We start from the raw sequence: 14,700 nt of genomic DNA, 5'->3' as shown, positions 1-14,700 counted from the left end.
TTGGGTATTATTGATTCACAAAATGTGAGTCAAGTGGAGGGGTACATGTTTCATTGTCCTAAGTGCAAGCACTCTGCGCATGCGCGTACCAGTCGCTATCTAAGTGAAAATACCAAAGAGCGCTATCACCAGTGCACCAATGTGGACTGCAGCTGTACGTTCGTGACGATGGAGTCCGTGGAGCGCCTGATTGCGACTCCCGGTGCGTCTGAGCATGTCCGAACGGCTTCGCTGAACCACGGTTAGCGGCTGTATCGCCCGCTCAAAAAAGCCACTCAATCGAGTGGCTTAATCATATGATTCTAAAACTAAAATTTGGTGGCCCCTGCTGGACTTGAACCAGCGACCTGGCGATTATGAGTCCCAATTTAAAGTCTTATAAAATAATAGGTTAGATTTTAAATGTGTTGTTGCATCGAATAATTTCAAATATGAAAGCATAGTGAATAGGTCTGCTGCCATTTTGCTGCCAATGATGCCTATAAAAAATGATAATCGCCATTCAAGAGGTAGAGGGCTAAACCAATCATAAAGGAGCCGAACAGCGAAAACACAGTGTTATACCAGTAGAAATAGATAGGTGTTTCGGAGCGGTAGATGTAGTAATTTTCATATGTGCCTTTATACCAGCCGACGAAGACCCCACTTCTAAGAGCTTTTGCTGAATGAAAAATCATCCACAATCCGCAAAGAAGTACACAGATCAATACTAATAATGTATCCCATTCCATAGCTTGTCTTCTAAAAGCAACGCCTTATAAAAGTGTTAGTGGGTTGAACAATGTCGCTTCATTCAGGTGGTCAGATGCAAAGTGAGCATAGCCGAGAAACTCGAAAATTTGGAGCTATGGAGGCGCGCAGCAACGCGCTGGCTTGAGGTGATGTATTTACCAGACCAGACCAGACCAGACCAGACCGACAAAACGCGCGCAGCGGCAGCGGTACGCCGCAATAACTGCCAGAGAATGCTTAACAGCATAAAGCATGATTAAAATACCCCAAACGTATAAGAAGTGCGGAGAGCCAGCACCGGGTGATCGCGCGGGGTATTGCCATCGAGGGAGGCTACGTGCTGGCAGACCATGGGTGCGAAAGAATTGGCACTAAAAACAATATAGGGCGGATTAACCGCCCCCTTTTTTTTACGCTGTTACACGCTCGTTCCACGCGTCTGAATATTGGACGTTCCCATCGCAATACTTCCAGGTGATCCGCTCATAGCGCAGCTGTACGCCCTCATTATGATTATGCATCTGTAAACCTGGCTCTTTGCAGTTATGCATAACTGGGTTAATGCTGACTACCCGCACATTCTCAAGCAGCATGTTGAAATACTCGACCTCTTGCCCCGCGTCGTTGATTCTGTACCACTTAATTTCAACGCTTTTAAGCGTCTGGCCGGTTGCTACCGCTTTATAGAGATACGGGCTGGAGCTATCAAATTCTTTCTCGATCATAAGCGGCGCATGTAAGCGTGTACCCGTGATTTTGCACGTGTTGCTATCGGTTGGAACAAGCAAGCCGTGACTAAAAGAGAGAATTTCTACGCTACTTTCACGATCCTGAACATCTACAGACCCCCTGATCAGGTTGCCGCCATCGTCTTTAAGCCACATGTAAGCCGGAATAGCCATTTTTAAAACTCCGTTTTATGAGGGTAAACCCTCATTAACGGCTAAAACCGGATCGCAGGTGATACAAATTGTGTTATCGGTCTGAGTGATTAAAGCATGTTAAGTATTGATATTAATAATAAAAATGATTGATTGATCTCAAGCAGTACCGCGCCTCGCCGTTGCTCTTATGTTGCTGGTTTTGCCAGGCAAAAGGGAATAACGATGGCATGTATACCGATTTACCCACCCCGCGGGCTGGAGATATTACGCGAACACATCAGGCTTGCGCGGGCGCGTCACGGAGTTCAGGACATGGCCATCCCGCTTACGTATACGTGGTTTTATGAGCGAGTAAGAAACGGCGGAGTGTGGGATTACAAACAACAAAAACGGGCTTACGCTGACTTCGGGAATTTTCATTACGGCGCGGTGGGTTATGCAGCGTGCATACCTGCAAAGATTTTGCTTATTGCCGCCGGCGCGGCGCAGTGGAAAGCCGGCACATCAAGACCAGAGTGGGGGAATTTCACGGGGGCCCCGCCGTTTGGTGATGATCCGATGGACCAATTTTGGATAAAGCAAGGTATAGACTATGTTAAGCAGCACCACTATTAAGGCGTTTAAGGCGTTGCATTGGGTGGCTACATTCGCTATGGCTATCGTGATTGCGGGGTACTGTTATTTTCAGCATATCCAGCGCTTAACGGTGAGTGACAAACTTTATGAGGTTCGCCAGCTCACGCCCCGGACCTGGTTATACATTACTGAGTATGACGGCTCTAACATGACTACGGGAGAAGTGTATCGCTATTTTTTAGCGAGCAAGATTGACGGCGATCCGCTGGTGGCTCTCGAAAAACAACATATCGCCCCAACGCTTACAGCGAACACCGCCCGCGCGAAAGTTGACGGCATAGGCAACAATATCTCATTTACTGTTTATGGCACCGTGTACAGCTTTACAACGTCCGCATTTTTTTATGATGCTGAGGGAATAGCGGCCGCGCCGTCAATCGACTTAACGGCCCGTGGCGAGGGCTGGGACAAGGGGAAATTTAGTCGATAGTAAAAATCCCTTGCAGTCGGGTCAATGACCCGATGAGCCGCGTGTAAGTTTTCACGGCGTACCCGTAGCGGTTCATGGACCAAAAGTACATTGTGATTGCCCGCCGGGCACAAATTGGGTTATTGCCCCTGCAGGTCAATGGCTGGGGCGTGGGTGAGATCCGGTTGATGTTGCCAGGGAAGAACTTCCCTGCAAAAATTACAGCCAGAATCCCCCACATACGATCTGCGAATTCGCAACTTTTGGTTTAATGATTTCGGGAATCATCATGATGCTTCGATCGTCTCAAAACACATGTCGGCGGTATGTCTAGCGGGTTTTTTGGCAGGGGAAGGCCGGATAATTCGCGGATATGCCTTACCCTGTTAGCTGTTAAGAAATGATCAGGTTTTTGGGGCATACCTTCAAAAGGATTTTTGCGTTGATTGCTGCGAGCAAAAAGAAAAGGCAGCATTAACTGATAAGCTTTTCCGGTTGAGTCAACTTTCATGGGCGGATATCCGCCAGCAGCACCGGCATAAACTCGGATACGAAAAAATCTCCCGTAACTCAATCAAGGCGGCCATCCCCGCGCATGTTACCGAAGACGTGGAGCTTATTGCATTCCGCTTCTGTAGCAAGGCACCCATGGTAGGTTACAAGCACGAAGCTACGTTTTACGTTCTGTGGCTAGACAGGGCATTTACGCTTTATAACCATTCCTGACACGTTCCCATACTGACTATCCGAAACCTCGCTACTTGGCTACCACCAGCATTAGACTCGTAACAGGTAACCAAAATATACAGGTGTATATTTAGCTTTTCTGTATCGGTTTATCTTGCTGCATATCCATGGATAGGAGGGGGAGGAGCAATCTCTGAGCCTTTCATTTTGCGGAACGGCCCGCTTCATCGAATTTTTACACCCGCGAAAATAAAAAATTAGGGTAAAGGCTTTTGCTGGCATTTTGTGTGCTGGTGGGATGATGTTTTAATGTTCATTTCGGAGTCAGGAAAAAGAGCAAAGTATTTCCGAAGAGTGCACCAAGAAACCCGACAGCCCCGCCAAAGTAGAATGAGGCGAACAATCCAGATAAATTTATTATGACCATCAAGGCACTCAATAGCAGAGAGTGAGAATTTTTGTTTTTGAAGTCCTCAACACATCCCCATAACCCCATCCCTGCGAAAAACAAAAGCAGAAGGACGAAAATCAGCAGCGCTTTTTCATTCGTTAGATTTCTACAGGCATAGTAACAACCAGCATAAGCGGCATTGAGGGGGGCAAGCAGAACTGGAGCAGTGATGAAAATCCGTTTCATTCATACCCCTTGCAGTAGTGGTTACTGCATGAAGCTGGTTAGATCCAGGAGTGTATGAACGGTCATAAATTAACCATGTATCACTATGGTTCCCGTTTCAAAATATCCTATAAATATCCTGGAGGATTTTGGGCTGGTGAGTGACTCCCCGCCAGCCCTTGCGGTGTCTGGTGGCCCCTGCTGGACTTGAACCAGCGACCAAGCGATTATGAGTCGCCTGCTCTAACCACTGAGCTAAGGGGCCGTGGCGGTGAATTATAAAGTAACTCCCCGCAGCAATCCAGCCATTCACACCTGCCTGCTGTTTTTATAAACAACGCATAATCAATCCTTTATACTTCCCTGACGATGTATCGAGCGGGAGTAAAGATGATCAACGATATTCTGGCCCCAGGCCTGCGGGTGGTGTTCTGCGGTATCAACCCGGGTAAGTCCTCGGCGCACACCGGTTTTCACTTCGCCCATCCGGGGAATCGATTCTGGAAGGTGATCTACCAGGCCGGGTTTACCGACAGGCTACTCAAGCCCGAAGAGGAGCAGCATCTGCTGGATACGCGCTGCGGGATCACCATGCTGGTCGAGCGGCCTACGGTGCAGGCAAGCGAGGTCAACCTGCATGAACTGCGCAGCGGCGGGCGGGAGCTGATCAAGAAGATAGAGGATTATCAGCCGGCCGCGCTGGCGATCCTCGGCAAGCAGGCCTACGAGCAGGCGTTTAGCCAGCGCGGAACGCAGTGGGGCAAGCAGAGCATCATGATTGGCGTTACGCAGGTATGGGTGCTGCCAAATCCAAGCGGGCTCAACAGAGCAACGCTGGATAAGCTGGTAGAGGCGTATCGGGAGTTGGATGAAGCGCTGATGGTGCGGGGGCTTTAGGGTCTCTGCGGCCTGATGCCCTCACCCTGGCCCTCTCCCACAGGGAGAGGGAATAAACAAAAAAAAAGCTCCCGATTGGGAGCTTTTTGCTGTTTACCTGGATTAATCGTCCAGGAAGCTACGCAGCACTTCAGAGCGGCTTGGATGACGCAGCTTACGCAGCGCCTTCGCTTCGATCTGACGGATACGTTCGCGGGTAACGTCGAACTGTTTACCCACTTCTTCCAGCGTGTGGTCGGTGTTCATATCAATACCGAAACGCATACGCAGGACTTTCGCTTCACGGGCGGTCAGGCCAGCCAGAACGTCGTGCGTCGCAGCACGCAGGCTCTCGGTGGTCGCAGAATCCAGCGGCAGCTCAAGGGTGGTATCCTCGATGAAATCACCCAGATGCGAATCTTCATCATCACCGATTGGTGTTTCCATGGAGATTGGCTCTTTGGCGATCTTCAGCACTTTACGGATCTTGTCTTCCGGCATCAGCATGCGCTCGGCCAGCTCTTCTGGCGTCGGCTCGCGGCCCATCTCCTGCAGCATCTGGCGGGAAATACGGTTGAGCTTGTTGATGGTCTCAATCATATGCACCGGAATACGGATGGTGCGCGCCTGATCCGCGATAGAGCGGGTGATAGCCTGACGGATCCACCAGGTTGCGTAGGTGGAGAACTTGTAACCACGACGGTATTCAAACTTATCTACCGCTTTCATCAGACCGATGTTGCCTTCCTGAATCAGATCCAGGAACTGCAGACCACGGTTGGTGTATTTCTTGGCGATAGAGATAACCAGACGTAAGTTCGCTTCAACCATCTCTTTCTTCGCACGGCGGGCTTTCGCTTCACCGATGGACATACGACGGTTGATGTCTTTAACCTGCTCGATGGTCAGTCCGGTCTCTTCTTCGATCTGCTGCAGCTTCTGCAGACCACGATAGACATCGTCCTTCACGTCGTGCAGTTTTTCAGACCACGGCTTGTTCATCGCGATAGCCGCGTTGAACCAGGTTTCGCTGGTTTCGTTGCCGGTGAAGAGGGTGATGAAGTTCTTCTTCGGCATTTTGCACTGCTCAACGCACAGCTTCATGATGATGCGTTCCTGGGTGCGTACGCGATCCATCATCACGCGCATGCTGTTTACCAGGTAGTCGAACTGTTTTGGCACCAGGCGGAACTGTTTGAAGACTTCAGACAGTTTCAGGATCTCTTCCTGAGCGGCGGCATGGCTGCGGCCTTTCGCTTTGATGGTGTCACGCGTCACTTCGTACTGGGTACGCAGCTCGGCAAACTTCTCACGCGCCAGCTCCGGGTCGATGCTGTTGTCATCGTCCGCGGTGTCGTCGTCGCTCTCTTCCTCATCTTCGTCTTCGTCATCATCCATCTCTTCCTGAGACAGTTCAGAACCGACGTGAGTGGCGGTAGGCGCCATATCTTCTTCAGCGTTCGGGTCGACAAAACCGGTGATCAGGTCAGACAGGCGCGCTTCTTCCGCTTCAACGCGATCGTACTGCTCCAGCAGATAGGTGATCGCTTCCGGGTACTCGGCAACGGAGCACTGAACCTGGTTGATCCCGTCTTCGATGCGTTTTGCGATGTCAATTTCGCCTTCGCGGGTCAACAGTTCAACGGTACCCATTTCGCGCATGTACATGCGGACCGGGTCAGTGGTACGCCCGATTTCAGATTCCACGCTGGACAGTACCTGTGCAGCAGCTTCTTCCGCATCTTCGTCAGTGTTGTTGGAGGTTTCAGCCAGCAACAGATCATCGGCATCCGGTGCTTCTTCCATCACCTGAATGCCCATGTCATTGATCATTTGGATGATATCTTCGATTTGATCTGAATCGACGATATCTTCCGGCAGATGGTCATTGACCTCGGCATAGGTCAGATAGCCTTGCTCCTTACCACGTTGGACAAGAAGTTTCAGCTGTGACTGCGGGTTTTGCTCCATAAGACGGTATCCACACTTAATTCGTTTGATTGGTGTCGGCGATGGGGCTGCCAACCTTTAAAGCGAGGGCGTACTTATATTTTTGCCGCTGCCTCTCAGTGCGGCTGCCGGGGGCTTCCCGATCGATATTCGGCACTTAAGCCGTTAAATTTTTTATTTCTTCGCCAGTTCCTGGTTAATCATCCAGAGCTCCCGGCGTTCTTCGCTGCTTAAACCGTGTGTGCGCTCGCGAGCAATCAACTCTTCCTGGCGCAGCTCAAGCATCGAATCAAACATATGGTTGAGTGAGTCGGTGAACGTTTTTTCTGCAATGTCCTTATCTGCTATATCGTCCCACATCGACAATTTTTCAAGGGTAGCGGCCTCTTTTGTGCCGCGATAGTGCTCTAAAAGTTGTCCGGTGGTCAGACCTGGCTGAGACAAACACGTGTTGACCAGTTCTGAAAATAAGCCAAGCCCGGGCAATTTCTCGTGGTTCAAACCCGCCAGCGACGGCACCTGCGGTGCGAGCTCGGGGTTTTGTACCAGCAACCCTATCAGTATACGCATGGTTGTGCGTTTTAGCTGAGGTGCAGGGCGAACCGCACCGTTTTCAGCCTGTTTAGGCATTAAACGTTCAAGCTGGCTGTCATCCAGAATGCCGAGCTTGTTGCCTAGCTCCTGACGCAGATAGATGCGCAGCGTTTCGCCGGGCACCTGGCTGATTAACGGCAGCGCCAGCGTACTGAGCTGCGCGCGCCCGTCAGGGGTACTCAAATCGACCTGCGGCATCAGGCTGTTAAACAAAAACGTGGAGAGCGGCTGAGCCTGCTCCATCCGCGCTTCAAACGCCGTTTTGCCCTCTTTACGCACCAGCGTATCCGGGTCTTCGCCGTCGGGCAGAAACATAAAGCGTAGCTGACGCCCGTCGGTCATATACGGCAGCGCGGTTTCCAGCGCACGCCAGGCGGCGTCGCGTCCTGCGCGGTCACCGTCGTAACAGCAGATGACGTTGTTGGTCGCCCTGAACAATAGCTGAATATGATCGGCGGTGGTGGACGTACCTAACGACGCAACCGCGTAGTTGATGTCGTACTGCGCCAGTGCCACGACGTCCATATAGCCTTCGACGACCAGAAGACGCGGAGGTTCCGCATTATTCTGCTGCGCCTCATAAAGACCGTACAGCTGGCGGCCCTTATGGAAAATATCGGTTTCCGGGGAGTTGAGGTATTTCGGCAGGGCATCACCCAGCACGCGACCACCAAAACCAATTACCCGGCCACGCTTGTCGCGAATTGGGAACATGACCCGTTCGCGGAAGCGGTCGTAGCTTCGTCCCTGGTCATTGGTGACCAGCATGCCTGCATCGATGAGAGACTTACGATCTTCGCTATTGCCGCCAAAACGCTTTAACACGTTGTCCCAGCCGGGCGGGGCGTAACCAATAGCGAAACGCGCAATGACATCGTCGCTCAGTCCGCGCTTGTTCAGATACTGACGCGCAGGCTCAGCCGCAGAGTGCTTAAGAGACTGTTGGTAAAACGAATTCAGGCCATCCATCAGTTGATACAGCGTTTGCCGTTGATGGCGCTCGATCTGACTTGGCCCACTGCCTGCTTCATACGGCACTTCAAGGTTATGCATCGCCGCCAGCTCTTCGACGGTTTCAACGAACTCGAGCTTGTCGTAGTTCATCAAAAAATCGACGGCATTACCGTGTGCGCCACAGCCGAAGCAATGGTAGAACTGCTTTTCACCGTTTACGGTGAAGGAGGGGGTTTTTTCGTTATGGAACGGACAGCACGCATGGTAGTTCTTGCCCTGCTTTTTTAGCTTTACCCGCGCGTCGATGAGATCGACGATGTCGGTTCTGGCAAGCAGGTCATTGATGAAAACGCGTGGGATTCTTCCGGCCATATGCCCCAAAATTTTAAGCGACTTATAAACGAAAACAAGCCGCGCATTCCTTCCGGAAGCACGGCCTTACGACTATTACTCTGTCTGTCAATTGAGGGCTGAGGCCCTCAACCAATTAGTACAGACGAGTACGGCGTGCGTTTTCGCGAGCCAGTTTCTTCGCGTGACGTTTCACAGCGGAAGCTTTAGCGCGCTTACGTTCGGTCGTTGGTTTTTCATAAAACTCACGACGACGAACTTCAGCCAGAACACCTGCTTTCTCGCATGAACGTTTGAAGCGACGCAGTGCTACGTCGAACGGCTCGTTTTCACGTACTTTAATTACCGGCATGTAACTCTCACCTTTAATAAATTCGGTTTGCCGCTGGCATCAACGCCAGCTTATTTCAAAATGGTGCGGAATTTTACTGCAAATGCTGCTGCTTTGTAAAGCACCGATGCGATTTTGAAAGGGACTTTAATAAGGGTGAGGAGTATACACGAGCCTTCTTCCTGGGGCGAACAAAGTTTTACATCAACCCGCCCAGGCTCTACACTGCGCGGTATTGAAACGAGGTAAAACAAGTCATGCGTGTACTGGGTATTGAAACATCCTGCGATGAAACCGGCATCGCCATTTACGACGACGAAAAAGGGCTTCTGGCCAACCAGCTGTATAGTCAGGTGAAATTGCACGCTGACTACGGCGGCGTCGTGCCTGAGCTGGCCTCTCGTGACCACGTGCGTAAAACGGTTCCCCTGATTCAGGCGGCGCTGAAAGAAGCGGGATTAACGGCAAAAGAGATTGATGCAGTGGCGTATACCGCAGGCCCGGGCCTGGTCGGCGCGCTGCTGGTTGGCGCGACGGTGGGTCGTTCACTGGCGTTCGCGTGGGATGTTCCGGCTATTCCGGTTCACCATATGGAAGGGCATCTTCTGGCACCGATGCTGGAAGAGAATCCGCCTGAATTCCCGTTTGTGGCGCTGCTGGTCTCCGGCGGCCATACGCAGCTGATTAGCGTAACGGGCATTGGCAAGTACGAGCTGCTGGGCGAGTCGATCGACGACGCCGCCGGTGAAGCGTTCGACAAAACCGCCAAGCTGCTGGGGCTGGATTACCCGGGTGGCCCGATGCTCTCGAAAATGGCGTCGCAGGGAACGGAAGGGCGCTTTGTCTTCCCGCGCCCGATGACCGACCGTCCGGGGCTGGACTTCAGCTTCTCCGGGCTGAAAACCTTCGCGGCTAATACCATCCGCAATAACGACAACGACGAGCAAACTCGCGCGGATATTGCGCGCGCGTTTGAAGATGCGGTGGTGGATACGCTGATGATCAAGTGCAAGCGCGCGCTGGATCAGACCGGCTTTAAGCGTCTGGTAATGGCGGGCGGCGTGAGCGCTAACCGCACGCTGCGCGCGAAGCTCGCCGAGATGATGCAAAAGCGTCGCGGGGAAGTATTCTATGCTCGTCCGGAATTCTGTACCGATAACGGCGCGATGATTGCTTACGCCGGAATGGTGCGCCTGAATGCGGGTGCGACGTCCGACCTGAGCGTGTCCGTGCGTCCGCGCTGGCCGCTGGCGGAACTGCCGGAGGCGTGAGTTTTTTTGCCCGGTGGCGCTGCGCTTACCGGGCCTACAACACCCACGTGTGCTAACGTGCAATAAACCGCACTACACCCGCAGCATCCCTTTCTCTTCCAGAAACGCAATAATCGTCGCTAAGCCGTCACCCGCTTTCAGGTTGGTAAACGTCCACGGACGCTCGCCGCGCATGCGGTTGGTGTCGCGCTCCATCACCTCAAGCGACGCACCGACGTACGGCGCGAGGTCGGTTTTGTTGATCACCAGAAAATCGGACTTGGTGATCCCCGGCCCGCCCTTGCGCGGGATTTTTTCCCCCTCGGCCACGTCGATCACGTAAATGGTCAGATCCGCCAGCTCCGGGCTGAAGGTGGCGCTCAGGTTATCGCCGCCGCTTTCAACGAAGATCAGATCCAGATTACCGAACTTCTCGCTTAACGCTTCCACCGCCGCCAGGTTCATTGAGGCATCTTCGCGGATGGCAGTATGCGGACAGCCGCCCGTCTCCACGCCCACGATGCGCTCCGGCTCCAGCGCGCCCGCCTCGGTCAGGATGCGCTGATCCTCTTTGGTGTAGATATCGTTGGTCACCACCGCAAGATGGTAGGTATCGCGCATCGCCTTGCAGAGAGCTTCCAGCAGCGCGGTTTTGCCCGACCCTACCGGGCCGCCCACGCCCACGCGCAGGGGATGTTTGTAATCAGCCATGTTGACTCCTCAGGAACGGAATAGTCGTGAATATTGGGTTTCGTGGCGCGCGGAGGCGATGGCGGACAGCGGCGTTGCTGCCCCCAGCGCGTCGTCGCGACGTAAAAATGCCTGCTCAAAACCAGCGGCGTAGTGGTCGCTCAGTTCGATAATCAGCTGCTGCGCGGCCTGTTGCCCAAACGGCACCAGCTTGACGCCCGCCATCACCGCGCTCTCCATCCAGCTGTAGCCGAGACTCAGCGCCAGCTCGCGCGCGCTAATGCCCCAGCGCACGCCGAGCCAGGCCATGCCGCAAAGCTGGCTTTGCATAAACAGCGGCAGCCATTCGGGCGGACAGTCAGGTTCCCAGCTCTTAATCAGCCGTGTAAACGCCGCCCCGCGGTTGCGCTCCTCTTCGCGCAGCTCGCGCGTTTCCCGGCAGGCGAGAAGATATGCCGTCCAGCGTTTTGCATGTGTAAGATCGCGTTGCTCACAGGCCTGATAAAGACGGATAAACAGCGGCAGATCGACGCAGAAAAAGCTCTGCTCCATCTGCTGGATTTGCCAGCGTTTAAAGGCCCCGGCGTCCGTGACCCAGCCCGCCTCAACGGCCCACTCCAGCCCCTGCGACCAGGTAAACGACCCGACCGGCAGGCTGCTGCTGGAGAGCTGCATCAGGCGCAGCCTCTGGCGGGCGTGCTCCATTAGCTCATCAGCGCCAGCAGGGCGGAGACAATCAGCCCGCCGCCGAAGATTTTACGCAGGCCGTCGTGACGGCGCAGCAGCAGCCCTGCGGCGAAACTGGCGCATAGCACCGTGGCGCTGGCAAGCATAAAGCCGCTGGTGAAGAGCCAGAAGCTGTGGCCGGACATCTCCACGCCGTGCGCCCAGCCGTGGAACATCGCCAGGGCAGGCACCGCCAGCAGCAGACGGTTTTCATTTTTAAACATCATCACGCCGGATACCGCCAGCGAGGCGATAATCAGCATCTCCATGCCGCTGAAGCCGCCGAGCAGGCTGCCCGCAATAGCGCCGACAAGCATCATCCCGAGGGTGGCAAACGGCAGCAGGAGTTTGCGACCGCTCAGCGCCGAGAGTACGCCCGCACCGGTGAGCATCAGCAGGTGATCGAGCCCGGTCAGCGGGTGGAGAAAACCGGCCTGAAAGCTGTCGGCGCCGTGGCCGGGATGCGCGAGCGCGGGAACGGAAAAAGCCAGCAGTAACAGCGGTAAATACTTGCGCATGATTGATCCTTAATGTGAATGAGCGTGAGAGTGACTGTGGGCATCGCTGGCGTAAGCGCCCGCTTCCGGTTCAAACGGCAGAGTAGCGAACGTTACTTCCAGCCCGAACTGGCGCAGCATGTCGTCGAGAACGTGGTCGTGGTGATAGCGCAGCTCGCCGGGCATGATCTGCAGCGGCACGTGGCGGTTTCCCAGGTGGTAGCAGGCGCGGGCCAGCAGGAACGGATCGACACAGCGCACCACGGAAACCGACTCAGGAGCGGCGATTACCTCGACAACCTCGCTGCCGTCGTCGGTAGTCAGCAGGTCGCCCCCGCGCAGCAGCAGGCCGCGCGGCAGCATCAGCCCGGCTTCGCGACCGTCATTCAGCGATACGCGGGCGCGGCTTTTCACCCGCACGTCAATCGGCAGCGTGACGCTGGCGGTAATCGGGTGCGCATGGTCCAGGCGTTGGGTTAAATAGATCATCATCACTCCTCAAAACAGGAAATAGCGTTGCGCCATCGGCAGAACGTCAGCCGGTTCGCTGGTTATCAGTTCACCGTCGACGCGCACCTCGTAGGTTTGCGAGTCGACGGTGATATTCGGCTGCAGGCCGTTGTGGATCATGTCCGCCTTTTTCACCGTTCGGCAGCCTTTCACCACCGCGGTGGCGCTTTGCAGGCTGAGCTGCTGCGGGATGCCGTTTGCACTGGCGGCCTGCGAGATAAACGTCAGTCGGGTGGCGTGGCGCGCGGCGCCCAGCGATCCAAACATCGGACGGTAATGCACCGGCTGCGGCGTAGGGATTGAGGCGTTGATATCGCCCATCGGTGCACAGGCGATCATCCCGCCCTTGACGATGGTGGCGGGTTTGACGCCGAAGAACGCCGGGGACCAGACCACGAGATCCGCCAGCTTGCCCGCCTCAATCGAACCGACTTCGTGGGCGATGCCGTGGGTGAGCGCCGGGTTAATGGTGTATTTGGCGACATAGCGCTTCACGCGGAAGTTGTCGTTCTCGCCGGTCTCTTCCGGCAGCGCGCCGCGCTGAACCTTCATGCGGTGCGCGACCTGCCAGGTGCGGATAATCACTTCCCCGACGCGGCCCATGGCCTGCGAATCTGACGACGTGAGCGAGAACGCGCCGATGTCGTGCAGCACGTCTTCCGCGGCGATGGTTTCACGACGAATGCGGGATTCGGCAAACGCCACGTCCTCGGCGATATCCGGATCGAGGTGATGGCAAACCATCAGCATGTCGAGATGCTCGTCGATGGTGTTCACCGTGTAGGGCAAGGTCGGATTGGTGGAAGAGGGCAGAATATTCGGGTGCGCGCAGGCGGTGATGATATCCGGCGCGTGGCCGCCGCCCGCGCCTTCGGTGTGGAAGGTGTGGATGGTGCGCCCGGCGATAGCCGCCAGCGTGTCTTCGACAAAACCGGACTCGTTCAGCGTGTCGCTGTGCAGCGCCACCTGAATATCCATTTCTTCCGCGACTTCCAGCGAGCAGTTGATCGCCGCAGGCGTCGCGCCCCAGTCTTCGTGGATCTTCAGCCCGATAGCACCGGCGGCAATCTGCTCGCGCAGGGCATCCGGGTTGGAGCCGTTACCTTTGCCGAGCAGGCCAATATTCACCGGCAGCGTATCGGCAGCCTGCAGCATGCGGGCGATATACCACGGCCCCGGCGTGCAGGTGGTGGCGTTGGTGCCCGCCGTCGGTCCGGTGCCGCCGCCGATCATGGTGGTGACGCCGGAGACCAGCGCCTCTTCCGCCTGCTGCGGGCAGATCCAGTGGATGTGGGTGTCGATCCCGCCAGCGGTGACGATCTTCCCCTCGGCGGCAATCACCTCTGTTGCCGCGCCAATCGGGATCGTCACGCCGGGCTGAATGTCCGGGTTCCCGGCTTTGCCGACGGCGAAGATCCGCCCATTCTTGACGCCGATATCGGCTTTTACGATCCCCCAGTGATCGACGATCAGCGCATTGGTGAGAACCAGATCCACGCAGCCGTCAGCGGTCATCTGCCCCTGGCCCATGCCGTCGCGGATCACCTTTCCGCCGCCGAACTTGACCTCTTCGCCGTAGACCGTGAAATCGTCTTCTACTTCGATCCACAGCTCGCTGTCGGCCAGCCGCACCTTATCCCCGGTGGTGGGGCCGAACATATCGGCATACGCCCGGCGTGAAATCTCAGCCATGTTTCACCTCTCCCATCACCTCGCCGCGAAAACCGAAAATGCGCTGCGCCCCGGTGACCAGAACCAGCGTCACTTCCCGCTTCTGGCCGGGCTCGAAGCGCACGGCGGTGCCCGCCGGGATGTTCAGCCGGTAGCCTCTGGTGGCTTCCCGATCGAACTTCAGCGCCGGGTTGACCTCGTAAAAGTGGTAGTGCGATCCGACCTGGATCGGCCTGTCGCCGTGGTTTTCGACAACCACGCGTTGGGTTTCACGCCCGACGTTGAGGGCAATGTTTCCGGGCTGGATCCGGTATTCACCTGGGATCATCTCGCGCT

Annotated in this window: 18 protein-coding genes and 1 tRNA gene; 6 read left to right on the top strand and 13 right to left on the bottom strand. The window is 55.1% G+C overall.

The genetic code is table 11. From position 1 onward, the window contains the following. Window positions 1-45 precede the first annotated feature (45 nt). Window positions 46-246, top strand: a complete 201-nt coding sequence (locus AC2TE5_RS19620; RefSeq protein WP_182073016.1) for an ogr/Delta-like zinc finger family protein — start codon at window positions 46-48, stop codon at window positions 244-246. A gap of 233 nt (window positions 247-479) precedes the next feature. On the opposite strand, the gene AC2TE5_RS19615 is transcribed toward AC2TE5_RS19620, so the two are convergent. Next, window positions 480-731 (bottom strand): DUF2542 family protein, encoded by a 252-nt coding sequence (locus tag AC2TE5_RS19615; RefSeq protein WP_110915166.1) that lies wholly within the window; start codon window positions 729-731, stop codon window positions 480-482. Between the two features lie 66 nt (window positions 732-797). On the opposite strand from AC2TE5_RS19615, the gene AC2TE5_RS19610 reads away from it, so the two are divergent. Then, window positions 798-992, top strand: a complete 195-nt coding sequence (locus AC2TE5_RS19610) for a PerC family transcriptional regulator (RefSeq protein WP_484612238.1) — start codon at window positions 798-800, stop codon at window positions 990-992. A gap of 150 nt (window positions 993-1,142) precedes the next feature. On the opposite strand, the gene AC2TE5_RS19605 is transcribed toward AC2TE5_RS19610, so the two are convergent. Then, a complete protein-coding gene (locus AC2TE5_RS19605) occupies window positions 1,143-1,634 on the bottom strand; it encodes an Hcp family type VI secretion system effector (protein ID WP_484612237.1) in 492 nt (163 codons plus the stop codon). Window positions 1,635-1,928: 294 nt separating this feature from the next. Here AC2TE5_RS19605 and AC2TE5_RS19600 point away from each other — a divergent pair, with 294 nt between their 5' ends. Further along, on the top strand, window positions 1,929-2,231 hold the full coding sequence (locus AC2TE5_RS19600) for a polymorphic toxin type 44 domain-containing protein (RefSeq protein WP_331411214.1): 303 nt from the start codon (window positions 1,929-1,931) through the stop codon (window positions 2,229-2,231). Further along, window positions 2,209-2,682 carry a hypothetical protein gene (locus AC2TE5_RS19595; protein ID WP_484612236.1) on the top strand — a complete coding sequence of 158 codons (474 nt, stop codon included), beginning with the start codon at window positions 2,209-2,211 and terminating at the stop codon, window positions 2,680-2,682. Before AC2TE5_RS19600 ends, AC2TE5_RS19595 begins: the two co-directional genes overlap by 23 nt. A 979-nt stretch (window positions 2,683-3,661) precedes the next feature. On the opposite strand, the gene AC2TE5_RS19590 is transcribed toward AC2TE5_RS19595, so the two are convergent. Together AC2TE5_RS19590 and AC2TE5_RS19585 are read right to left on the bottom strand one after the other, a co-directional pair. Then, window positions 3,662-3,985, bottom strand: a complete 324-nt coding sequence (locus AC2TE5_RS19590) for a hypothetical protein (protein ID WP_484612235.1) — start codon at window positions 3,983-3,985, stop codon at window positions 3,662-3,664. Window positions 3,986-4,153: 168 nt separating this feature from the next. Further along, window positions 4,154-4,229: transfer RNA gene (locus tag AC2TE5_RS19585), tRNA-Ile, on the bottom strand. Between the two features lie 125 nt (window positions 4,230-4,354). On the opposite strand from AC2TE5_RS19585, the gene mug reads away from it, so the two are divergent. After that, on the top strand, window positions 4,355-4,861 hold the full coding sequence (gene mug, locus AC2TE5_RS19580; RefSeq protein ID WP_029741755.1) for a G/U mismatch-specific DNA glycosylase: 507 nt from the start codon (window positions 4,355-4,357) through the stop codon (window positions 4,859-4,861). Window positions 4,862-4,963: 102 nt separating this feature from the next. On the opposite strand, the gene rpoD is transcribed toward mug, so the two are convergent. The 3 genes from rpoD to rpsU all read right to left on the bottom strand — a co-directional run bounded on the left by rpoD (window position 4,964) and on the right by rpsU (window position 9,041). After that, window positions 4,964-6,811, bottom strand: coding sequence for an RNA polymerase sigma factor RpoD (gene rpoD / locus AC2TE5_RS19575; protein ID WP_023333459.1), 1,848 nt, complete (start codon window positions 6,809-6,811; stop codon window positions 4,964-4,966). 153 nt (window positions 6,812-6,964) lie between these two features. Continuing rightward, window positions 6,965-8,710 (bottom strand): DNA primase, encoded by a 1,746-nt coding sequence (dnaG, locus tag AC2TE5_RS19570; protein WP_484612234.1) that lies wholly within the window; start codon window positions 8,708-8,710, stop codon window positions 6,965-6,967. 115 nt (window positions 8,711-8,825) lie between these two features. Next, entirely contained in the window at window positions 8,826-9,041 is a 216-nt protein-coding gene (gene rpsU / locus AC2TE5_RS19565) for a 30S ribosomal protein S21 (RefSeq protein ID WP_001144069.1), read from the bottom strand. Window positions 9,042-9,277: 236 nt separating this feature from the next. Between rpsU and tsaD the strand changes: the two genes are divergently transcribed. Further along, entirely contained in the window at window positions 9,278-10,291 is a 1,014-nt protein-coding gene (gene tsaD, locus AC2TE5_RS19560; protein WP_010435734.1) for a tRNA (adenosine(37)-N6)-threonylcarbamoyltransferase complex transferase subunit TsaD, read from the top strand. Window positions 10,292-10,363: 72 nt separating this feature from the next. Here tsaD and ureG read toward each other — a convergent pair whose 3' ends face one another. From ureG to AC2TE5_RS19530, 6 genes are read right to left on the bottom strand one after another with little or no spacing between them, the layout of a single operon-like run. After that, window positions 10,364-10,981 (bottom strand): urease accessory protein UreG, encoded by a 618-nt coding sequence (ureG, locus tag AC2TE5_RS19555; RefSeq protein ID WP_014071813.1) that lies wholly within the window; start codon window positions 10,979-10,981, stop codon window positions 10,364-10,366. 9 nt (window positions 10,982-10,990) lie between these two features. Further along, on the bottom strand, window positions 10,991-11,665 hold the full coding sequence (locus AC2TE5_RS19550; RefSeq protein WP_484612233.1) for an urease accessory protein UreF: 675 nt from the start codon (window positions 11,663-11,665) through the stop codon (window positions 10,991-10,993). Next, window positions 11,665-12,204, bottom strand: a complete 540-nt coding sequence (locus tag AC2TE5_RS19545; RefSeq protein ID WP_484612232.1) for a HupE/UreJ family protein — start codon at window positions 12,202-12,204, stop codon at window positions 11,665-11,667. Before AC2TE5_RS19545 ends, AC2TE5_RS19550 begins: the two co-directional genes overlap by 1 nt. A gap of 9 nt (window positions 12,205-12,213) precedes the next feature. Then, window positions 12,214-12,672 (bottom strand): urease accessory protein UreE, encoded by a 459-nt coding sequence (ureE, locus tag AC2TE5_RS19540; RefSeq protein WP_484613367.1) that lies wholly within the window; start codon window positions 12,670-12,672, stop codon window positions 12,214-12,216. Between the two features lie 9 nt (window positions 12,673-12,681). After that, window positions 12,682-14,385 carry an urease subunit alpha gene (ureC, locus tag AC2TE5_RS19535; RefSeq protein ID WP_484612231.1) on the bottom strand — a complete coding sequence of 568 codons (1,704 nt, stop codon included), beginning with the start codon at window positions 14,383-14,385 and terminating at the stop codon, window positions 12,682-12,684. Continuing rightward, a complete protein-coding gene (locus AC2TE5_RS19530; RefSeq protein WP_484612230.1) occupies window positions 14,378-14,692 on the bottom strand; it encodes an urease subunit beta in 315 nt (104 codons plus the stop codon). The genes ureC and AC2TE5_RS19530 overlap by 8 nt, the downstream gene beginning before the upstream one ends. Window positions 14,693-14,700: the final 8 nt, after the last annotated feature.

Source organism: Enterobacter sp. N5-15 (assembly GCF_057221635.1).
The sequence above is the reverse complement of the archived record's forward strand: the minus strand, read 5'-3'. Positions and strand labels throughout refer to the sequence as shown.